This window comes from Atopobium sp. oral taxon 199 str. F0494, from assembly GCF_000411555.1.
Taxonomy (GTDB): Bacteria; Actinomycetota; Coriobacteriia; order Coriobacteriales; family Atopobiaceae; genus Lancefieldella.
Window position 1 is genome coordinate 73,105 of the sequence record NZ_KE150486.1, and the last position, 21,667, is coordinate 94,771.

Genomic DNA, 21,667 nt, shown 5'->3' on the forward strand with positions numbered 1-21,667 from the left:
GTCCATGAGTATTTTAAGGAAGTATTTCCATATATTTTTAATTACAGTAGTCTTTCTTTTGATTGGAACCATTTGTATGATCTACAAAAAGGTTGATGAAGAAAGAAGTATAGGTCATAAGGTGGGAGACTCTTACCTGCTTTGTGTAACGGGTCATATTGTCAGCATTGACGAGGAGGTAAATACCTTTCAACTACGCGTGCTCGTCGAGGATGGCTCTGAGAGAGTCTTAACCGTGCATTTTGGTGAAAAACCTGTGAGCGGTGTTCTGGTAAATGTATCTGACTACAAAATTGGGGACCGTGTCACGATAAGTTATTTTCCCTATGATCGTAAAGGATCATATATTGATGCCGATTCTATCGAAATCTTTGACGAACAGCGAGATCGGGTGTGGGAAGATGAGCAAACACCAAAGATACATACTGATAAGAGAGAGCATAGGGAGGGTTCATAAGAGACCTTACGCCGTTTGCACTTCCAGGCATTTCTCCAGATCAGCCTCTTGATGTGCTCGCGCCCATGCAGAGGACGCAAGGTCGTCAGGTGAAAGTCCAAGCAAGCGAGCGCGGCGGCAATTGATGTTCTCGGGGCGGTGGTGCAGCCAAATGGAAATCCCCAGCGACCACAGAGGCAACAGATACAAAAATGATGCTGCCAGAAGGCTCATAGAGGGCGCACCAATAGCTGAAAGTACCGAGATGTTTGAGATGGACCAGGGAACCAAAGGAGCCAAGATAACGGCACTATTTTCGATATCAAGGGCAAGTGCGCTTGAAGATTTTTCCGTATGCTCGCAAAGGTTGTTGGTCAACATGATGGAAAGCGTTTGATTACAGGAGACCATTGAAGTAAACATGCTGGTAATAAGGATGCTCAGGAAAGGCGTGGATTTATCGCTGAGGTCGGCGACCATTTCGCACATACGTCTGAGTAGATGCGTGCTTTGGAAGAGTCCGGCGTAGCTTGAAGAAATGGCAACAATAAGCACTACGTTCAGCATCGAGAATACCCCGCCGCCGTTGACCATGTTGGCGACGGTAGCTCCCGGGGCGCGTAGACCAAAAAGCAGGATTCGAGGGAGCTCCATGATGGGAACGTGCTGGACAAAGATACAGATGCCACAGGCGAGCAGGAGGCTGGAGAGCATGGTAATAATGACATCGACCTTCAAAAGGGCAAGAACAATTACCAAAATAGCGGGTGCGAGCGCGACCCATGAAAGACGAAATGCGCGTGAAAGAATGGCGGTGACATCAGGCACTGCCCCTGAGCCGCCCATGAACGTATCCCAGGCAACATAGATGAGGCAGGCAATGATAAAGGGAACAACACTAGTCCGGAGCATGCGGCCGATATTTTTGGATAGGTTGGTGTCGGTGAGCTGAGAAACCAGCAGGGCGCTTGTGGACATAGGGGAGCAGCGGTCGCCAAAATAGCTGCCGGCGAGTACCGCGCCACCGATAATCAGTTCATTAGCATTGATGGCGCGACCTATGGACATGCAGATAATGCCCATGGTAGCCGCAGTTCCAAAGGCGGTACCGATAAGCATTGACATCATGGAGCACAGAAGGAAGGTTGCCAGTACAAAAATTGAAGGTGAGAGCAGGTTGGATGAAATGCTGACAATCTCAGGGATGGTCCCCGACGCCCGCCATGCAGCGCTCATAGCGCCCACAATAGCAAAAAGCGCAATGACGGCGCGGACTTCCCAGATTGATTCTGCCGCGGAAAGCAAAAGCGTTTTTGCGGAGATGCCGCGGGAAACGCCATAGCCAAAAAAGAGGAAGAAGCCGATAAGTAAGATAGAGATAAGTGGAACGGACAGGACAGTGCCGATAATAAGCAACACGGCAAAGGCGCCAATAACCACAAATTCTGTCATGCAACCAACTCCCTGAAACCCTGCCTTTCAAGGTATAGCGTACGTGCTCAAAAAAGATATGTCTAACTGTTTTCATTGGTCATTATTACAGATAAAATTTGTGTTAAGTTGAACTGGAAAACAAGAGAACATACGCTTGGAGACGGTATGAACTTCCAAACCATGGACTACTTTGTAGCTGTTGCTGAGGAGCGCAGTTTTACGCGGGCCGCCGAGCGGCTTAATGTAACGCAGCAGACGCTTTCGGCAAATATCGCTCAGGCAGAAAAGGAGCTCGGTACCAGGCTGCTTGATCGCAGCGTACCGCTGACGTTGACCTACGCGGGGGAAGAGTTTCTCAAATACGCGCGGCGCTTCCAGACCACACGCCGTGCCATGCGTCAGGAGTTCAGAGATATTTCGGGCAATGAGCGTGGACGCCTGCGTGTTGGCGTAACGGCGACACGCGGCCATATCATCATGCCGCGCTCGATAGCAGCCTTTCAAAAGCAACATCCTCTCATCTCCATCGAGTTGCATGAAGGGGAGAATGACCAGCTTGTGGAATGGCTTTCAGGCGGCCAGCTTGACCTTGTGGTGGCTACTATAAAAGATCATGCCTATGATTTAGTGATTCATGATCTTTTTCGCGAGAAAATCGTGCTGGTCGTAGCCCATAGTCTTCTGAGCGAACTGTATGGAAACGACGCTGAGGGGCTTGTCGCCAAGGTTGAGAAAACCAACAATCTCTCATCTTTTGCGGATCTTCCGTTTTTGACGGTGGGGAAGCGAGATGTCGCGGGCAATTTGGCTCGACAAGCGTTTGCGAGTGCGGGCATTACGCCGCATATCAAAGTCATGTCTCGAAACTCGGAAACCCTTTTGGCTCTGGCATTGCGCGGTGTCGGCGCTTGTTTTCTGCCATCCGAGCTGATTGCCTCTACATTCGCAAATCCCGAGGACGCGGGCTTGTATGTGATAGAGCTTGGCCGAAACATGACCTATTCCGTAAGTGTTGCATGGCGAAAGGCCGAACATGTATGGAGCGCCATCACGTCTTTTGACGAGGTGCTTAAAGAACAGCTTACGGAAGTCGCTTCTGAGACGAGCGCTTCATGAGCGGCCCCGTGAGTAACTTCATGAGTGCTCCCGTGAGTGTCATCTACCAGGACGACTACATCCTTGCGGTTGATAAGCGCGCTGGCACACTTATCCATAGCGACGGTACAGCGCGTACCTCCGGCGTTGCCGCTGAAACTCTGACCGATCAAGTCCGCGCGTACCTGGAGGGCAACGGCTGTTTGCAACAGGCGCGCAATCTTCAAGCGCTGCACCGTCTTGACAGGGATACCACGGGCATCGTGCTCTTCTCGCTTAACAAGGAAACGCAGTCGCTGTTTGACGCGCTGATAAGCAACCGTGACCTGCACAAATACTATCTCGCGATAGTGAGGGGAGAATTTCCGGAAAAGGAGCGTGACATCGCGTTGCCGCTTGGAAAAGACCGCCACGATGCCCGGAAGATGCGCGTATCAAAGACGGGAAAGCCAGCGTTGACACATGTCAGACGTCTTGAGGTGCGCTGTGAGGATTCAGGTAAACGCTCTCTTATGCTCATCGAGTTGGGTACGGGAAGAAAGCATCAGATTCGCGTGCACTTCTCGGCATTGGGCTTTCCGATTGTCGGGGATTGCCTGTATGGAGACGCCGCTTCTCGGGAGCCGCTTATGCTGCACGCCTATGAGCTCGTGTTTATTCATCCTGTAACGGGTGAGAATCATACGTTGCGGACGGAGTGGCCCGCGCTTTTTTCCGGCTGGAGCGTGCAGAATCTCTAAAAGTCGGTCATACTAGACCATAAGGTGAAATCGTTGCGCGTGTGATGATTGTTGACGCGCGTACAGGCAGGTAGACGATTTCTGTCGGCAGCGTATGAGGGATGCGCCGCCGAGACAAAGCGAGGGGGATTTCATGCCAGGTACTATGCGTGGTGTGTACACTAATCTTACGGAGATTCGCCGTAAGGTGTTTCGAGAGGTTTCCAAACTTGCCTATGAAAGTGGCGAGAAGCCCCTTGAGGACGTAGCTCACAAGATGGAAAATCTCCCGTATGCTATCGTTCCGGGAGAAATTGCAACCTATCGCGAAAGCGTGTTTTTGGAGCGCGCGGTGGCCGGAGAGCGCGTGCGCATGACTATGGGTATGCCGATGCAGGGTGTCGACCATCCCGAGCACCTCTCCGAAGGCATTGAAAAAGCCGCTATTCCTGAGGTGTACTACCAGCCCCCGCTCATCAATATCATCAAATTCGCCTGCAATGCCTGCGAAGATAATGTGTTTCGCGTGTCAAACGCCTGTCAGGGTTGCCTTGCGCACCCGTGCCGCGAAATCTGTCCCAAGGGCGCCATCAGCTTTGTCGACAAAAAAGCCTTTATCGATCAGGAAAAGTGCATCAAGTGCGGTATGTGCGAGAAGGTCTGTCCGTATCATGCTATCTTGCACCACCTGCGTCCCTGCGCCGAGGCGTGCGGCATGCATGCTATTGGCTCCGATGAGTACGGCCGCGCAGACATTGATTACGAGAAGTGCGTTTCCTGCGGACAATGTCTGGTCAACTGCCCCTTCGGCGCCATTGCCGACAAGAGCCAGATCTTTCAGGTTATTACCGCTATCAACCAGGGAAACGAGGTCATCGCGACAGTCGCGCCTTCATTTGTCGGTCAGTTTGGCAAAGGCAGTGTCGGTAAGCTCCGCGAGGCGTTCAAGCAGCTTGGCTTTGCTGGTCTTGAAGAGGTTGCAACCGGTGCTGACATGTGTACAGTGCAGGAAGCCGAAGACTTTTTAGATGAGGTGCCTGAGAAACTTCCGTTTATGGGTACAAGCTGCTGTCCGTCCTGGTCAGTCATGGCAAAGATGGAATTTCCCGATAATGCGGACGCCATTTCGATGGCGCTGACGCCCATGGTTTTGTCGGCGCGTCTGATACGCAAACAGCACCCCAAAGCGAAGATTGTCTTTGTAGGACCGTGTTCTGCCAAGAAGTTGGAAGCCATGCGTCGTTCCGTTAAATCCGAGGTCGATTTTGTTCTGACCTTTGAAGAGCTTGCCGGCATGATGGAGGCAAAGGATATCAAGTTCGAGTCACTTGCTGACGATAAGAGCGATTTTGCAGCGTCATCACGGGACGGCCGAGGGTTTGCTGTTTCTGGTGGCGTCGCTACGGCCGTAGTCAACGCCATTCACGACAAACATCCCGATCTTGAGGTCCATGTTATGGCGGCGGAAGGCCTCGATAACTGCCGATCGATGATGAAAGACGCCGTTAAAGGCAAGTATCCGGGATATTTGCTGGAGGGCATGGCGTGCCCGGGAGGCTGCGTTGCCGGTGCCGGCACGCTTTCCGCTATCAATCGAGCTTCTGCTGCGGTAAAGCGCTACGCGAAGACGGCGGCTTTAGATGTTGCCACCAAAAACGAGTACAACCCGCTCATTCCCGAGCTTGCCGGCTCCGTTTCTCCTGAGGTTGAAATCGCTGAGGTCAGAGAGGTACAGAAACCTAAAACAAAGTAAGCGACTTTGAAAAGTGTTGACTCTGCAAAGTGACTGATTCTGCAAAGTGGCTGGTTTCAGACTGCGGTGCTTGCGCCGAGAAAAACATGAGTTTGGCACTGCTCGGCGATGGCGGAAAATGACACAAAAAACTTCGGCTGAGATTCAGACGCGGTTGCGCGAAACAATCAAAGCCGAAGTCAGGGTTTCCGATTAAGTTACGAGCATGAAGAAAAAAATAGGGTTAGTCCTTCGTATCTTTAACGGACTCATAGAAGGTCGCATGTGAAAATACGTCCTGGATAGTTTTTCCGTTAATGAAAGGAAGACTGAGGAACTCGTCAACGGTAGGGACAAGTTCAGAACAATCAACGAAATGGTTCTTGGAATTACGAATGCTGGTGTCTTGCGCGCGCCATGCTTCAAAATTAACGTCTGTGAGATAGTATACCTGGTTGCCGACCTTCATATATACCGAATGATGATTATGCAGGTAGTCGGCCAGGTTCTCGTAAGAGATTTCAAGTGCCTCAGAACTTTTCTTGCCCATGATGCTATCCTTTCTCCGTAGATGGCAAAACCATCTTGTGGGACGCACTTTTACTGAATATACCGCCTACCAGGCTTCACTATTCAAACGTTTTTGATTCATCGGTCAAACGTACGCTTTTGCACGGTAGGCGTACTATCTGCGCAGCGAGCGTGCGGCTTGCGGCTTACACTTCATGTCCGAGAATCAGAGCGGTCATCTCGTCGGCAGTGTCTGCGCATGCGGTTGCTCCTGCGGCGAGAAGAACCTCTTTATCCCTAAATCCCCAGGTGACGCTAATGCACGGCATGCCACTGTTGCGTGCGGTTGCGATATCAACCTCTGAGTCTCCGATGTAGACGGCATCGTTTGGGGAAACTCCAATCTGCTTGAGCGCAAAGAGAACCGGTTCCGCGTCCGGTTTTCGCTTGAGATTGTCGCGCTGGCCCAAGGCGAAGTCAAATTTGTTTGGGAAGAAGTGGTTCATAAGATCCGCGATGGCAAAATCGGGTTTGTTGGAAACAACGGCGCACTTTACGCCTGCGGCGCGCAGTTGGTCTACAGCTTCAGTAACGCCGGGATAGGGAGCGGTGGTGTCGAGGCTATGGTCAGCATAATGCTCCTTAAACGTCGCGAGGACTTTCTGATAAAGCTCTTCCGAAGTGTTCGCAGGTACGGCATCGCGAATGAGCTTTGCGACGCCATTGCCTACCATGTGCTTGACGTCTTCAACGGTATAGGTAGGCATATGGTAGTGCTTGAGAGCATAATTAGTTGCCCAGGTAAGATCGGTGATTGTGTTTAGAAGCGTTCCGTCAAGATCAAATATTGCAGCTTTATAGGGCATAGCCAAAACCTCGCTCTTCTCGCCGTGGAAGAAAAAGCCTGAGCCGCGGCGATGCGTTAACGTAACAATTGCGTGAAACCGTTACCAATATAGTAGTTACCCACTCGAAAGTCACCTCTGCGGAGTACAATGTCAAACCAGTGCAAGGGTGCGCCGTCTACGCACGTTTGCCGTCTGCTGAGCACTGCCCGATTTGACACAGGGCAGAGAGACGAAAGGATTTTTAGTGGCTATATCCAACTCAAGCGACGCTTTTTCAACACTCCAGACAGATACAATTTCGCATGACGCCGCCGAGCAACATGGCGCCGTTGGTCGGCACATCGCCGCTGAACAGCATAGCGCTGTAGATCAGCACAGCATGCATACGCACACCTGCGGCGAGTTGCGTGCCGAGAATATCGGCGAAGTTGTTACGCTGACCGGATGGGTTTGGCGGCGCCGTGACTTCGGCGGTCTCGTTTTTGTCGACCTTCGCGATCGTGAAGGACTGACGCAGGTGCTTTTTGATCCTGACGTAGCGCCCGCGGCATTTAAGACGGCTGAGGGCATCCGTCCCGAGTGGCCTGTTCTTATCGAAGGCGCGGTTCAGCATCGCTCCGAGGGGCAGACTAATGAATTGCTGGCAACCGGCGAAGTTGAGGTTTTGGCATCTGAGATTGAGGTGCTGAATACCGCTCAGACCCCGCCGTTTCAAATTGAAAATCATATTGACGTGAACGAGGACCTGCGCCTCAAGTATCGCTACGTTGACCTGCGCAGGCCGCACATGGCGCGCAACCTTCGTCTGCGTTCGGATTTTGCCTTCGCGCTCCGTGAGGCCTTCCACAAACGTGACTTCACCGAGGTGGAAACTCCCGCGCTGTTTAAGTCGACGCCTGAAGGCGCGCGAGACTTTCTGGTACCCTCCCGCATGCAGGGAGGCAGCTTCTACGCACTTCCGCAATCTCCGCAGCTCTTAAAGCAGCTTCTGATGATTGGCGGCGTGGAGCGTTATTACCAGATTGCCAAGTGCTTCCGCGATGAGGACCTCCGTGCGGATCGTCAGCCTGAATTTACCCAGGTTGATATGGAGATGTCCTTTGTCACCCAGGACGACGTGATGTCTGAGCTTGAGGATATCCTCTCTGATGCTTTTGAAAAGATGGGTATTCGCATGCAGACTCCGCTGCGCCGCATGCAGTATTGGGACGCGTTGGATACCTACGGCACCGACAAGCCCGATACACGGTTTGGAATGGAGCTTCACGATGTGTCCGAGATTTTTAAGAATTCCGGTTTCAAGCTCTTCAGCAGCGCCGCGTCTGCCGAAGGCAGCTATGTAAAGGCTATCAACGCGCGTGGCGCCGGTAGTTGGCCCCGTTCGCAAATTGATAAGCTTAGCGACATCGCCGCTACCTTTGGCGCTAAAGGCCTCGCATGGATTGCGTACAAGGAAGACGGCAGCGTGGGTGGCCCCATTGCCAAGTTCTTCTCGTCAGAAGAGCGTGACGCTTTGCGTTTAGAGATGAAGGCGCAGCCGGGTGACCTTATCCTCTTTGCGGTTGGCGCTCGACTTGAGACGGATGAGATTTTGGGTGGCATGCGCTTGCACATGGCGCGCGTGCTGGAGATTCCTCGCGAAGGTCATGATTTTCTCTGGGTAGTTAATTTCCCGCTCTTCCATTGGGACGAGGAAACGCAAAGCTACGCCTCCGAACATATGCCCTTTACACAGCCGAATGAAAACCAGATTGACCTTCTGGATACAGATCCTTTGTCTATCGGTTCTCATACCTACGACTTTGTTATGGACGGCTTTGAAGCCGGCGGCGGTGGCATGCGTATTCACAATGCAGACTTGCAGCTTCGTATTCTTGAGAAACTTGGCTTTACTAGGGAGCGCGCTGAGGCTCAGTTTGGCTTTTTGATGGAAGCGCTGACCTACGGCGCGCCTCCTATGGGCGGCTTCGCGCTCGGTCTCGACCGTGTGTGTATGCTGCTGGCGGGTGCCGATTCCATCCGTGACGTCATGGCATTTCCTAAGACGACCTCCGGCTCGGATCTCATGTCCGCCGCGCCGTCGCCGGTGACTGACGATCAGCTGAAGGAGGTGTCTCTCCGCACGTTGTAGGGGAGACTGTTGTGTCTGAAGACGTTTCTTATACGGCAACCATTTCATCTAGCGAGAAGAACAACGTCGTTGCGGCTTCTGGAAACGCTACGGCGCTTTCCGACATCAAAGTGCTCGTTTCACATCTGGGCGCGTATCGCAGCGACTTTATCAAGTCAGGACTCTGCGTGTTTGCGGAGTCCGTGCTGGAGATTTTCATTCCATTTTTGATGGCGCGTATCGTTGATGACGGTATCATGCGGGCCAATTTGCAAACGGTGCTGGTAAACGGTATTGCCATGGTTGCTTTCGCGCTTCTCGCCATGGGAGCAGGCATTGGTTACGCGCGCTTCTCGGCTCGTGCCGCCATGGGGCTTGGTGCGCGCCTTCGTGAGGATGAGTTTGCCCGCATGCAAGGCTTCGCTTTTGCAAACCTTGACCGGTTCGATACGTCTTCTCTGGTGACTCGTCTGACCTCCGATATTACGGTTATTCAAAACGCTGTCGCTATGGGTACGCGTCCGTTTATGCGCGGACCTATCATGCTGGTCATGGGCGTCCTTTTGGCGTTTTTAATGAGCCCTGAGCTGGCTTTCGTTTACTTTACTGTCCTGCCTTTTCTGGCGCTTTGCCTCGTCTTTATTGTGACCCGCGTGAGTCCGCTCTACCAGGCGCTCCAAGGCTCCATGGATAAAATCAACGAGGCGCTTCAGGAGGACTTCGCCGCTATCCGCGCGATTAAGGCGTATGTGCGCGAAGGCTTTGTGTCTGATCGACTTGCCGCTGTTAACGGCGCTTACGCTCAAACGGCAACGCGCACATTTGGTACATCGGTTATGAATGTTCCGGCATTTCAGACGGCCATGTATGTGGCAAACGTTGCCATCCTGCTTTTTGGCGGTCAGATGATTATGGCAGGTACGCTTGGCGTTGGAGAGCTTACTGGTTTCATGAGCTATGTCCTGCTTATTATGAACTCGCTCATGATGATTTCCGGCATTTTTCTACTTACCGCTCGCGCCATTACCAGCGTGCATCGTATTGGCGAGATACTTTTAGAGGTACCTGTCATTCAGTCGCCACAAGACGGTTTGACTGAGGTTTCAGATGGCGCAGTTGCGTTTAGAGACGTTTCTTTCAAGTACAGCCTTGATGCTGAAGAAGACGTTCTCGAAGACGTTACGCTTTCTTTTGCAGCCGGGTCTACCGTTGGAATCCTTGGCGGAACCGGTTCGGGCAAGACTACGCTGGTACAGTTGATTGCGCGCCTCTACGACGCGACGACGGGCGTGGTTGAGGTTGGCGGCCATGATGTCCGCGCCTATGATCTGGCTGCTCTCCGTGATGCTGTGGCCGTGGTGCTCCAGAAAAACGTTCTGTTCTCAGGAACCGTTCGTGACAATCTGCAGTGGGGTGATTCTCAGGCAACTGACGAAGAGCTGCTTGAAGCTTGTAGAATTGCCTGTGTGGATGAGTTTCTCGATCGTATTGGCGGCCTTGATGGTGATTTGGGTCAAGGTGGCGTGAACGTTTCCGGTGGTCAAAAGCAGCGCCTGTGTATTGCACGAGCGCTTTTGAAACACCCCAAGATTATTGTTTGTGACGACTCAACAAGCGCCGTTGACATGGCGACTGACGCCAAAATCAGAAGCGGTCTCGCGCGTCTTAAGGGGACGACGAAGATCATTATCGCTCAGCGCGTGAACTCCGTTATGGAGGCGGACCAGATTGTCGTTCTCGATAACGGTCGCGTTCATATGACAGGAACGCATGAGGAACTTCTCGCCGTAAGCCCTATCTACAGGGAGTTGTACGAGTCGCAGCTGCACAGCTCTGATGCGCAGGAGACTGCTGCGGTGAAGGGGGAGGTGCGCCATGGCTAACCGCGGAGGTTCAACTGCTCAGGGAGGCGGAGTCGCAGCTTCTCGCGGAGCGGTTGCCCGTCCTCAAGATGTTGGCCACACGCTGCGCCGCTTTATAACGTATCTTGACCATGCGAAGAAACGCCTGCTTCTGGTGGCGTTTCTTGTGACCGTGAGCGGCCTTGCCGCGCTTCTCGGTACCTATATGATCAAACCGGTCGTCACCGCGGTAGGAACAGGCGATGTTTCCGGCTTTACGCATCTGGTGATTTTTACGGCGGTCGTCTATCTGCTGGGCTCTCTTGCCAGCGTAGGCTATACGCAGGTTATGGTTCGAGCAGCCCAGACAATCGTATTTGACATTCGCCGCGACCTTTTTGAGCATATTCTGACCTTGCCCCTGAAATTCTTTGATGGACAGACTCGCGGCGACATCATGAGTTACTTTACCAACGATGTCGACACTATTTCCGAGGCGCTCAATAACAGCTTTGCCAATCTCGTTTTGGCATCTATCCAGATGGTTGGCACGCTTGTCCTGCTGTTTGTTTTGAATTGGCGCCTCACTATCATTACCGTGGCCTTTGACGTGCTGATTGCTTGGTATGCGCGCTATTCAAGCGGACGTTCGGCAGCGTATTATGCCAGGCAGCAAACATCGCTCGCGGCGCTTAACGGGTACTCTGAAGAAAGCATCTCGGGGCTGAAAGTGGTAAAGGTATTCAATCACGAGGCTGAAAATCTCAAGAAATTCCAGAAGCGTAATGAAGAGCTTCGAGCTGCTGGCACCAGCGCCCAGATGTATGTGGCAACTATGGTTCCCATTACAGTGTCATTGACGTACATCAATTATGCCGTGGTTACCGTTGTGGGCGCTGTTCTTGCCGTCAATGGTTACGCCGATGTGGCAAGCCTCGCCTCGTATCTGGTCTTTGTTCGACAAGCCGCTATGCCTTTCAACCAGTTCACGCAGCTTGGCAACTTTCTCATGACGGCGCTTGCCGGCGCGGAGCGTATCTTTGGCGTTATGGAACTCTCGTCCGAGGTAGATGATGGTAGCGTTACCTTGGTTCGTACAAGCGGCTACGATACGGGTGATGAGCGATGGGCATGGCGAAAGCCCGATGGCGAGAAGATCCCGCTTGCCGGAGACGTTCGTTTTGACCATGTGACCTTTGGTTACGACGAGGGCCAGACGGTTCTTGCCAATCTTTCGCTTTTTGCGAAGCCGGGTCAGAAAATCGCGTTTGTCGGCTCTACCGGCGCCGGCAAGACAACGATTACCAACCTAATCAACCGTTTCTATGATGTGCGTAGCGGTGCCATCACCTATGACGGTATTCCCGTAAATGACATCAAAAAGGCGGCGCTGCGGTCCTCACTTGGCATCGTGCTCCAGGATACGCACCTGTTTATCGGCACCATTGCGGACAATATTCGCTTTGGCAAGCTCGACGCCAGCGATGATGAGGTAGTGGCTGCCGCTAAGATAGCCAACGCTGATAAGTTCATTCGCCGTATGCCCAAGGGGTACCAGACTATGCTTACCTCTGACGGCGCCAATCTTTCTCAAGGCCAGCGCCAGCTTTTAGCTATTGCTCGCGCGGCTATCGCTGACCCGCCGGTCCTCATACTGGACGAGGCAACATCTAGTATTGATACTCGCACTGAGGCGCTGATTGAGCGTGGCATGGACGCTCTTATGGCAGGACGTACCGTCTTTGTAATTGCGCATCGCCTGTCCACCGTGCGCAACGCTGACGCCATCATGGTGCTTGAGCACGGGTGCATCATCGAGCGCGGCACTCACGAGGAACTTCTCGCCCAACACGGCGAATACTACCAACTCTATACCGGTTCCCGCGAGCTGGAGTAAGGGCAGAGTAAGGGCAACTTGCGCTTGGCAGTTTGCGCTTGTTCGCTTGCTTGCAAAACCTGCTAAGAAAGGGCTCACGGGTGGCGAGTTGCGTCAAAACGTACAAGATGCACAAAACGCAAAACGGAGTCGCATCAAACGATACGACTCCGTTGCAATCTTACATGCCGAGAAGAACAACTACTTTTTAACTTTTCCCTGGTTAGCTACGGCGTTAATTTTAGCTTCGATGGTTGCCGGATCGCCGATATAGTGCTTGTCGACTACGTTCCAGTCTTTGTTGAAGGTGTACGCGCAAGGAATGCCGGTAGGGATGTTGACCTCAAGAATTTGCTCAGGAGTAAGATGCTCAAACTGCATCACAAGAGCGCGCAGGCTGTTGCCGTGGGCAGCAATGAGGACACGCTTGCCAGCTTCCATCTGGGGTTTAATCTCAGACTCAAAATACGGCCATGCGCGAGCGATAGTGTCTTTCAGGCACTCGGTGTAAGGCAGATCTTCTTTGGGAACCTCGCGGAACATTTCCTGTACGTGGGGGTCGCGCTCATCACCGGGCTCAAGCGCCGGGGGCTGGACGTCAAAGGAGCGGCGCCAAATCTTAACTTGATCTTCGCCGTGCTCAGCGGCAGCGTCAGCCTTGTTGAGGCCCTGGAGCGCGCCGTAGTGACGCTCGTTCAAACGCCAGGTCTTGTGAACGGGTAGCCAATTGCGGTCGAGCTCGTCAAGGACATGATTGAGCGTGTGGATTGCGCGCTTCAGAAGGGAGGTATAGCAAACGTCAAAGTCGTAGCCGGCCTCATGGAGAGCCTTGCCGCCTGCGATTGCCTCCTCGTGGCCGGTCTCAGTAAGATCAACATCGGTCCAGCCGGTAAAGAGATTGAGCTTGTTCCACTCAGATTCGCCGTGGCGCACAATAACAAGGTGCATGTACTCGTCTTTTGCCATGAAGGTGTCCCTTCTCTAGAAATCTGCGCGACGCCAGCCGCGCCGCCGCTCACCGAATTATGTGTGAGCGACTCTTTACAGGTATTAGTATGCCTCACTTGGGTATAGTTTGCTCCAGTTAACATCAAAATCATGTGTGGTATTTTTTTGCCGCGCAAATGAAAGGTCTTGGTTATGCACGTGATTGACATTGTAGTTGTGCTTGTGGTTGTAGCTGCAGTTGCTTTTTGTATCCGCTCGCTGGTCAAAGGTTTCAAAGGAGGGAAGTGCTCCGGCTGTGCTTCGTCAAAGAGCTGCTCTGCTCATGAAACCGGAGACGGACACTGTGGTGTTGCCGAAAAGATGATTGCAGACGCGGACGCGGCCATATCCGCGCATGATGGAGTTTCAGCATAGTTGAGGCCGGCTTTAGCGTAGTGTCCCAAAAAGACGAAACAGTCACGAAACATTTTTGTGAGAATGTATAGGTGTCGCATTGTGCAGCTGTCTCGGAGGAACTTATGACTGACGATAAGAAAATTGACTATATACTACGCACGGTCGAAGAACGCGACATTCGCTACCTGCGTCTTTGCTTTACGGATGTGCAGGGGAATCTGAAGGCGCTGTCGATTTCGCCGGAGGAACTTGAAGAAGCTTTTGTTGAGGGCATTGGCTTTGACGGTTCCGCTGTCGAGGGCTTCGCGTCCCATGAACAGTCTGATCTTTTGGCGTTTCCCGATGTAGCAACGTTTCAAGTCCTGCCCTGGGAAAACGATGGCGAAACGGTCGCCAATGTGTTTTGCGATATTCAAACGCCATCGCGCGAACCTTTTGAGGGGGACCCGCGCCGTGTGCTTGAGCGCGCGTTTATGAAGGCTGACGAGAAGGGCTACGCCATGAACGTTGGTCCTAAGCTCGAGTATTTTTATTTTACCGACAGCGTGCACCCGACCCCTATCGATCATGCGGGCTATCTTGATCTCGCCTCGGCGGACTTATCGCATGATTTGCGCTACGCCACAGCGCGAGCGCTTGAAGCCATGTCCGTTCCGGTGCAGTATTCCTTCCATGCGGCCGGCCCGTCGCAAAATGGCGTGGAGCTGCGTTATTCCGAAGCTGTGAGCTGCGCTGACAGTATCATGACCGCACGTTTGGTCATCCGTCACATTGCAACGCTTCACGGCGTCTTTGCAACCTTTATGCCCAAGCCCCTGCAGGGTGTGCCGGGGTCCGCGATGTTTTTGTATGAGTCGCTCCTTGACCACAAAGGCGAAAATCTGTTCTGGGCTCCTAAATCAAGTCATCCGGCGCATCTGTCGCCGTTGGCGCAGCACTATGTTGCCGGCCTTCTGAAATACGCGCCGGAATTCATGTTGATTACCAATCCGACGGTCAACTCGTACAAGCGCTTTGATCGCGAGGCTATTCCACATTACACAACGTGGGGCTGCAAGAATCGGGCGGCTTTGGTTCGCATTCCTGCGCATAAGCCGGGCAAGCATATTGCCACGCGCGCGGAGCTTCTCAATCCCGATCCCTGTGCAAACCCGTATCTCGCGCTTGCAGCGACGTTGATGGCGGGGTTGAAGGGCATTGAGGACGAACTCCCGCTTCCTCCTGAATATGAGGGAGGGAATCCCGCCGATTTTGGCGAGCCTCTGCCAGCAACGCTGGGAGAAGCCCTTGTTCGCTTCAAAGAGTCCGAGCTCATGCGTAAGACGTTGGGTGATCACATCTTTGGCTATTTGTGTGAGCGCAAGGAGCAGGAATGGCGCGAGAGCTGCATTGCCGTGACCGATTGGGATCGTATGAAGTATTACGCGGGCGTCTGAGCGCTGCATTTGTGCTACGCTAGCTAAACGTACGCTTCCGAGGAGAGTTTCATGCACCATAAGAACATCCTGCTCATTTCAGCTACCGCGCGTCTGCATGAGCGCATGCGTGAGCTTACGCGTGTGATTGATGTTTCTGTCGCCCTTGCTACTGAAGCGACGTTTTCGCAGGTACCGATATCAGGACGCACCTTTGACCTTGTTATCATTGACGAGAAGGGCCTATCGTCCGAGTTTGCTACTGCCGTTGATGCGTTCTGTACGCAAAACAGCTCCATTCCACGGCTGTTTGTTTGTGATTTGGAGGCGCTTGTCAGTTTTACTCCTCCATCTCAGGGACACAATGATTTCATTGTCGCGACGGCGGGTCTTCCGGAACTCAGCTTGCGCTGTTCGTTGCTGCTTTGGCCGGGGGCCGAAAGTACCTCTCGCGATTTGGTGATTGTGGACAATATCAAAATCAACCTTGCAACGTATCAGGTCTATATTGACGATGCTCCGGTTGATTTAACGTATATGGAGTATTTGTTGCTTTCGTTTTTGGCAAGTCACCCATCGCGCGCGTATTCTCGAGAAGTGCTTTTGCAGCGCGTGTGGGGATTTGAATATTGCGGTGGCACTCGCACCGTTGACGTGCATGTTCGTCGTGTTCGCTCCAAGATTGGCCCACAGGCGGCGGCTCATATCGAAACAGTGCGCGGCGTCGGTTACCTATTCCGCGTGTAACGCGCGCGCATGGAAATGAAATCCTTTTGTAGAATAGTATGCGCATAAAGCGTATGCGTATAACATGTACGCGTATGAGTATGAGGTATGCGCACGAGAAACGATGGCTGATAGTCCTGTCATGTGGTGACAGCCTATCGGTTTGTTCGATAAGAACGTAAGGGAGATGTATCATGGACAGCCACGAAAACGGCATGTCAGAGATACCCGGCGCCGTTGTGTCGCCTTCAGAGACGTCACCTCAAGCAGAGCAAACGCTTGAGATGTCGCATGTGCAGGCGCAAGGGCAACCAGAAGAGCCAACGCTAGCACCGAAGCCAACGCCAGAGAAACGCGGCGGGGGCGGGATGGCGCTTCGTTTTCTGGTAAGTGTGCTGGGAGGCGGCATTGGCGCGGCGCTCATTGTGGGCATCCTTTTTGCGGCAGGTGTCTTTGGTCAATCCGGACAGGTGGTCAACCGGTCTACCAATGTAACAGTGAGTGGTTCAAATCAGCCCGTACAGGATGTGACCATCAACGCCAGTCGGCAAAATGCAGACGTAAGCGAAGCTGTCGCATCCAAGGCTCTCCCTTCGGTTGTGTCGGTATATGTCACCTATAAAGACGGAAAGCAAGGATCAGGCTCAGGTGTCATCTTTGATAAAGACGGAAATATCGTTACCAATTATCACGTTATAGAAAATTGCGAAAAAGTAACGGTATCGATGGGAAACACGGAGTACGACGCGACTGTTGTGGGATATGACGCCTCTTCTGACCTGGCGGTTCTCCACGCGGACTTCAAGGGAACTTCAATCGTTCCCATTGAGATAGGCGATTCCTCTAAGCTTGTTCCCGGCAGTTGGGTGATGAGCGTTGGAAGTCCGTTTGGACTGGAGCATTCCGTTTCCGCCGGCATCGTATCAGCGCTTTCCCGCGGGGACCTTATGCAAACCGAGAGCGGCGAGATTGCCGTGTATGCAAACCTCATTCAGGTGGACGCGGCTATCAATCCGGGGAACTCCGGCGGAGCGCTCGTTGACTCCAACGGTAAGCTGGTGGGAATTTGCACGCTCTTCTCGTCAGATACCAAGTCGTTTGCCGGCATAGGCTTTGCTATTCCGGGAAATTACGCGGTGGATATCGCGAGGCAGATTATTTCCGGTAAGCAGGTGACCCATGCGTATCTGGGTCTGTCGATGCAGACGGTAAACGAGCGAAACGCCAAGTCAAACGACCTGGACATCGATTATGGCGCCTATGTTGCCGATTCAGATCCCACAGGGCCAGCGACAAAAGCGGGAATTAAAAACGGCGATATCATCATCTCCATTAATGGTAAGAAAATTTCGTCCTCTGATGAGGTCCTGGTGGAAGTGCGTTCTCATTCGATTGGCGATGTCGTTACAGTTGATGTTATTCGAGACGGCGAGAGCAAGACGTTCAAGGTAACTCTTGGCTCTGATGAGGCTTTGAGTAGCCTGAAGAAGAAGGGTGAAGATAACACTCCGAATAGTCTTAAACAGAAAAATCAGGATCAAGACGATCAGGAAGGCGAAGAAGGCGAGGAAGGCGAAGGCGACGTTGAGGGTGATACTGAGGACGACTCTGAATCACCAAATGATTCTCGCGAGAATACCAATAAGATTGATCCGGTCAACGAGCTTATCGACCACCTTTTGGGCGTCGACGGATCTGATCGGATTTATAAGGACAAGTTCGACCAACTCACTATTTTTGAAAAGATTGTAACTTCTTTTTACAGGATGCTCTCGGGACTGGTTTCGCTGTTTGTCAACTAGCGCCAGGCGCCTCTGAGCGCTTGTGAACAATTTGAGAAGGCGAGTAAGAGCTACTCCTCAGAAGTGAGCGGTTTACCTGCCGCATTGACATCAATGTGACAGTAACCTCCTGGGTTCTTCTTGAGGTGGCTTTGATGGTAGTTCTCAGCAAGGATGTAATTGCGCAGGGGATCAACCTCAACGGCTACCTTACGTTTGAGGCGTTGCTCCTGCGCGATGATGACGCAATTCTATATTCTTCTCAAAGAGTCGCGTGAGCTATAGAAGAAGATTCCAGATTTAGGCATGAGTTGTGATATGAAAACTCCTAAAAAAGGCATCAGTTGTGATAAATCCCCTAAAAATGCCATGAGTTGTGAAGTATTTTTATCACAACTGTGGCATTTTTTTGGAATTGCGAGCTTGGAATTACGAACTTGGAATTGCGAGCAGAACCGTGAAATATGAACCGTCATTTGCCCGTTGGACTACGGTAGCAAACGTTATGTAGCGGTTATGCGACTTTGCTCGTGGCGGCTAGTCAATTTCGCCCGGAGCGACGCGAGCCAGCGCCTGATCGTAATCGCGGGTGCTGCGGAAGACATCGTGCGTGTAGGGATTGATGTCTTGCATCTTGGAGCGATAGATGATGTAGCCGAGCGCCAAAACGTTTGTCACCAAAGCGATGACTGAGACAATGACGTTGGTGTTGTAGTTCAGCACGGAGTGCGTGACAAACACGCTGTTCTCCTGAAAAGCAGGGAAGACCTGCGCGAACATACACCAGATAGCAAGCGTATTAGCGCGGTTTTGAATCCACGCGCCCTTATTCCAAATCGCGTTAGCAACGGTTGGGGCAAGCAAGAGCGCGAAGCCGCAGAAGAACGCGTGGTGCGGCAGGCAGTTATAGGTGTAGCAGAAGTTCCAGATGTCGTAGGCGATGATGAAGACCCACGTCATGTCGGGCCAAAGCATATCGTGTCCGTCCTTGGAGGAATAGACGTTCCACCAGGCGGTCATGCAAAAGATGTTCAAAAGTCCCGCGATGCCGTTAAATACGTTGTTCCAGCCGGCGACCTGCGTGGCTCCCTCGGAGGTAACCCATGTCTGCTCACCAAGCGCAAAGAAGTGATACGCGCTCTCGAAGTCTGAGACAACGGCAATCAAGATATTGATAGCGACAATGACAAAGGGAAATGCCTTAAACCAGTGCGCTTTACCCAGTGCGCCCCAGTGATACTTGATAACCATAAAGCCCAAACAACCCGCAAGAGCTGCGTACACCTTGGCATAGTGAAACCAGCTGTTTTGATAGATGTTCGTAGGGTTATTGATAGCCCATTCCTGGCCGTTTGCAACGCCTACGGCAATTGCGACGCAGTAGATGGTCATGGCAACGGGCAAGACAACGAACATAAAGATGCCGCCGGCTTTTGAGCGTCGCGCGATTTCATTTGTGACGATAAGAGCCACAAAGACAGCAATCCAACCAAGCCACTGAAAAGCGGCATGATCGCCATAGACGTTGAATAACATATTCTCTCCTTCGAATACCTCATCAAATACATTTTGCAAAGTGCAAGGGGTAAGGCGCACATTGCACAGGGCGTTTCTGCGAAACGACTTTTCTGATGTATTCCAAGTATAGCTATTTGAATTGATGCGTGGCGAATCATCGGTGATGCGGCGGCATTTTCCGGTGAACGCAAGCATCGGCCGCTGAGGGCGGGCTGAGATGCAAGACGGCGCTGAAAGGCTTGCTGTGAAGCGGGTATACGAGGGATAGTTTGACCATTGCAGCGCATGCGCTGTCTGACAGAAAGTGAGCTATATCATGGCTACAGCCAATCTTGAACTCTTCTTTAAGCCATCCTGTCCGTATTGCCATAAGGTTCTGTCTTTTATGGACGCCAACAACATCAAGTTGCCCCTGCACGATATTGAAGCTGATGAGGCGTCTCGTGAGCGTCTTATCAACGAGGGAGGTAAGCGTCAGGTTCCCTGTCTTTTTATCGATGGTACGGCGCTCTATGAGTCCAATGACATCATTGAGTATCTGAAAAAGACGTTCGGCGCTAGCAGCACGGGCGAGGGCGAGAAGGACAGCAGCACTTCGACCGGCGGCTCATGCACCATCGGTGGCGGCTGTTCTTTCTAAAACGAAAAAGGTTGTAAGAAATTTAGGCTCGGCACTCAGGTGTTCGAGCCTATTCATTTCTATACCGGCGCCGAAGACTGATATAGTCGCTGACCAGCAATAAAAAGAGGATTGCCATAGTGGTAAAGCTGCCGATGACAGCGCCGTTAAGTCCGTCGAATCCAACCATCATATATATGACGGGAATTGCGATAATAAACGAAATAACGTAGATACGCGTCACGTCGCGTTGAGCCCGGAGAATTGTAATAATCTGATAGAGATAATCGATGCCAGCGCAAAGCCCGCCGGTAACTACCATGACGCGGGCAAGATTTCGATACTGCTCAAAATCGGTGCCGTACAAAAAGGTATTAAGAGGGATGCCGATAAGGTCAACAAAAAGAACAGTAGCCGCGGTAATGAGGACGATGACGCCAAGCATAGCAAGCACTACCAGTCCAAACCGATGTTTGGAATCGGGATCTTCCCATATATTGGCAAGCCTTACCAGCTGCGGACGGTATATCAAAATCGATGCCATTAAAATCATATGAGCAGGGAAGTAGAGCGCATTGAAATAAAGCTGATTGTCGTAGGAGAGCGTTCCCTCCATAGCGAACTTTGGTATTGAATCAATAAGGTTGTACAAAAAGAGTCCCAAAAAGAGGGGCCAGCATTGGACAAAGATTTTCTTAACGCCTTGTATGGTTAAAGGTGCGCTCTTCTCTGTTTCCAGAAGCGCAAGCGGAATGGTTACCGCAACAAGGGTCAGCATTGCGATGATGCCCATTGCCCATGAGGCCCAGGTGAGATTTCTCGTTATCAAGAGCGTGAGGGAAAAGATGACACCTCCCAGGATGCACCGAAGAGCCTGTGAAATGCCAGCCAGATACAGTTTGTCTTTTTGCTGAAGTCTTCCTTCGTATACGTCAGCCATGCCATCGGCAAATCGAAATACAAAGACGCCTGTACATAGTGAAAACATAGGCTCGCCGTAGCCGCGAAACAGGCACCACATACCTCCGAGCGCCAGCATCGCAAGGCAGGACAAAAGGCGCTGTGCCTGGTAATCGGAGAAGGACAGCAGCTCGTCAAGGTCAGAGACCTGGAAGGTGCGTACGCCGTACTGCGCCACAAAAAGCAGGAGCATGCCTATGACAAAAGCCATAGAAAAGAGTCCCGCCTGCTCAACGCCGACGAGTTGCGAACAGACAACGGCAAGCAAGGGAAAAAGCGCCCCCCACGAACTTTGCCCTACGATGTTGGCGAGGTAGTCTCGTTTGGTTTGATGAGCGAGGTATTGCGCGCTCTGTTTGGCAAGCCCGCCGGAAAAAATCGAAGAGATTACACGGTCCCACCACTGCCCAACGAGTGATGTGAACGCGTTTGAGGTATCTTTGCCAGAAGTATCAGTGGCAGCGCGATCTGAGTAGCGAGGGGTGCGATATCTGGGTGCTTCGGTTTTCTGAGGTGTACGGCCAAACATAAACGAGCGAAGGTCCTTTCGGGTGGAGTGCCTGCTGCGGATAAGAAGCGTATGGATTACATGTTCTTCTTACCCGTGTTCTCTCTTGATTGTACGGCACGATGTACATCTGATTACGAATGACGCAATTTTGTGTAAAAGTCGCCACAAACGAGTAGGGTATAGAGAGAAGTA

General features: G+C 52.0%; 19 protein-coding genes. 12 read left to right on the forward strand and 7 right to left on the reverse strand.

Translation table 11 applies throughout. The features are described from left to right. Positions 1-76 precede the first annotated feature (76 nt). Positions 77-457, forward strand: coding sequence for a hypothetical protein (locus HMPREF1527_RS00285; protein ID WP_016476701.1), 381 nt, complete (start codon positions 77-79; stop codon positions 455-457). Between the two features lie 6 nt (positions 458-463). On the opposite strand, the gene HMPREF1527_RS00290 is transcribed toward HMPREF1527_RS00285, so the two are convergent. Continuing rightward, complete coding sequence (locus HMPREF1527_RS00290) at positions 464-1,888, reverse strand: Na+/H+ antiporter NhaC family protein (RefSeq protein ID WP_016476702.1); 1,425 nt, start codon at positions 1,886-1,888, stop codon at positions 464-466. A 147-nt stretch (positions 1,889-2,035) separates the two neighbouring features. Between HMPREF1527_RS00290 and HMPREF1527_RS00295 the strand changes: the two genes are divergently transcribed. The 3 genes from HMPREF1527_RS00295 (at position 2,036) to HMPREF1527_RS00305 (ending at position 5,437) form a co-directional block, all read left to right on the forward strand. Continuing rightward, positions 2,036-2,986, forward strand: a complete 951-nt coding sequence (locus HMPREF1527_RS00295; RefSeq protein ID WP_016476703.1) for a LysR family transcriptional regulator — start codon at positions 2,036-2,038, stop codon at positions 2,984-2,986. Continuing rightward, the gene (locus tag HMPREF1527_RS00300; RefSeq protein ID WP_016476704.1) at positions 2,983-3,705 is read left to right on the forward strand and encodes an RluA family pseudouridine synthase; all 723 of its coding nucleotides are present in this window, start codon (positions 2,983-2,985) and stop codon (positions 3,703-3,705) included. The genes HMPREF1527_RS00295 and HMPREF1527_RS00300 overlap by 4 nt, the downstream gene beginning before the upstream one ends. Positions 3,706-3,838: 133 nt before the next feature. Further along, positions 3,839-5,437, forward strand: coding sequence for a 4Fe-4S dicluster domain-containing protein (locus HMPREF1527_RS00305; protein WP_016476705.1), 1,599 nt, complete (start codon positions 3,839-3,841; stop codon positions 5,435-5,437). A 223-nt stretch (positions 5,438-5,660) separates the two neighbouring features. Here the strand turns inward: HMPREF1527_RS00305 and HMPREF1527_RS00310 are convergent, their stop codons facing one another. Both HMPREF1527_RS00310 and HMPREF1527_RS00315 read right to left on the reverse strand, forming a co-directional pair. Next, the gene (locus tag HMPREF1527_RS00310; protein WP_016476706.1) at positions 5,661-5,966 is read right to left on the reverse strand and encodes a hypothetical protein; all 306 of its coding nucleotides are present in this window, start codon (positions 5,964-5,966) and stop codon (positions 5,661-5,663) included. A gap of 166 nt (positions 5,967-6,132) precedes the next feature. Further along, positions 6,133-6,792 (reverse strand): HAD family hydrolase, encoded by a 660-nt coding sequence (locus tag HMPREF1527_RS00315; protein WP_016476707.1) that lies wholly within the window; start codon positions 6,790-6,792, stop codon positions 6,133-6,135. Positions 6,793-7,153: 361 nt separating this feature from the next. Here HMPREF1527_RS00315 and aspS point away from each other — a divergent pair, with 361 nt between their 5' ends. The 3 genes from aspS (at position 7,154) to HMPREF1527_RS00330 (ending at position 12,622) form a co-directional block, all read left to right on the forward strand. Beyond that, positions 7,154-8,905: an aspartate--tRNA ligase gene (gene aspS, locus HMPREF1527_RS00320; protein WP_051113100.1), complete on the forward strand. Its 1,752-nt coding sequence runs from the start codon at positions 7,154-7,156 to the stop codon at positions 8,903-8,905. Positions 8,906-9,009: 104 nt separating this feature from the next. After that, positions 9,010-10,767 (forward strand): ABC transporter ATP-binding protein, encoded by a 1,758-nt coding sequence (locus HMPREF1527_RS00325; RefSeq protein ID WP_369745352.1) that lies wholly within the window; start codon positions 9,010-9,012, stop codon positions 10,765-10,767. After that, positions 10,760-12,622 (forward strand): ABC transporter ATP-binding protein, encoded by a 1,863-nt coding sequence (locus HMPREF1527_RS00330; protein ID WP_016476710.1) that lies wholly within the window; start codon positions 10,760-10,762, stop codon positions 12,620-12,622. The genes HMPREF1527_RS00325 and HMPREF1527_RS00330 overlap by 8 nt, the downstream gene beginning before the upstream one ends. Before the next feature lie 180 nt (positions 12,623-12,802). Here the strand turns inward: HMPREF1527_RS00330 and gpmA are convergent, their stop codons facing one another. After that, positions 12,803-13,567 (reverse strand): 2,3-diphosphoglycerate-dependent phosphoglycerate mutase, encoded by a 765-nt coding sequence (gpmA, locus tag HMPREF1527_RS00335; RefSeq protein ID WP_016476711.1) that lies wholly within the window; start codon positions 13,565-13,567, stop codon positions 12,803-12,805. A 174-nt stretch (positions 13,568-13,741) separates the two neighbouring features. Here gpmA and HMPREF1527_RS00340 point away from each other — a divergent pair, with 174 nt between their 5' ends. From HMPREF1527_RS00340 to HMPREF1527_RS00355, 4 genes are all read left to right on the forward strand, one after another. Beyond that, the gene (locus HMPREF1527_RS00340) at positions 13,742-13,963 is read left to right on the forward strand and encodes a FeoB-associated Cys-rich membrane protein (RefSeq protein ID WP_016476712.1); all 222 of its coding nucleotides are present in this window, start codon (positions 13,742-13,744) and stop codon (positions 13,961-13,963) included. Between the two features lie 104 nt (positions 13,964-14,067). After that, on the forward strand, positions 14,068-15,381 hold the full coding sequence (locus tag HMPREF1527_RS00345) for a glutamine synthetase family protein (RefSeq protein ID WP_016476713.1): 1,314 nt from the start codon (positions 14,068-14,070) through the stop codon (positions 15,379-15,381). A 51-nt stretch (positions 15,382-15,432) separates the two neighbouring features. Further along, positions 15,433-16,107, forward strand: coding sequence for a winged helix family transcriptional regulator (locus HMPREF1527_RS00350; protein WP_016476714.1), 675 nt, complete (start codon positions 15,433-15,435; stop codon positions 16,105-16,107). Between the two features lie 173 nt (positions 16,108-16,280). Continuing rightward, entirely contained in the window at positions 16,281-17,888 is a 1,608-nt protein-coding gene (locus HMPREF1527_RS00355) for a S1C family serine protease (protein WP_016476715.1), read from the forward strand. A 50-nt stretch (positions 17,889-17,938) separates the two neighbouring features. Here the strand turns inward: HMPREF1527_RS00355 and HMPREF1527_RS07970 are convergent, their stop codons facing one another. Further along, on the reverse strand, positions 17,939-18,109 hold the full coding sequence (locus HMPREF1527_RS07970) for a peptide-methionine (S)-S-oxide reductase (RefSeq protein WP_084594827.1): 171 nt from the start codon (positions 18,107-18,109) through the stop codon (positions 17,939-17,941). A gap of 295 nt (positions 18,110-18,404) precedes the next feature. Beyond that, positions 18,405-19,403 (reverse strand): DUF5692 family protein, encoded by a 999-nt coding sequence (locus HMPREF1527_RS00360; RefSeq protein WP_016476716.1) that lies wholly within the window; start codon positions 19,401-19,403, stop codon positions 18,405-18,407. Positions 19,404-19,701: 298 nt separating this feature from the next. Between HMPREF1527_RS00360 and HMPREF1527_RS00365 the strand changes: the two genes are divergently transcribed. Then, positions 19,702-20,025, forward strand: a complete 324-nt coding sequence (locus HMPREF1527_RS00365; RefSeq protein WP_016476717.1) for a glutaredoxin — start codon at positions 19,702-19,704, stop codon at positions 20,023-20,025. Positions 20,026-20,074: 49 nt separating this feature from the next. Here HMPREF1527_RS00365 and HMPREF1527_RS00370 read toward each other — a convergent pair whose 3' ends face one another. Next, positions 20,075-21,493: a lipopolysaccharide biosynthesis protein gene (locus tag HMPREF1527_RS00370; RefSeq protein WP_016476718.1), complete on the reverse strand. Its 1,419-nt coding sequence runs from the start codon at positions 21,491-21,493 to the stop codon at positions 20,075-20,077. Positions 21,494-21,667: the final 174 nt, after the last annotated feature.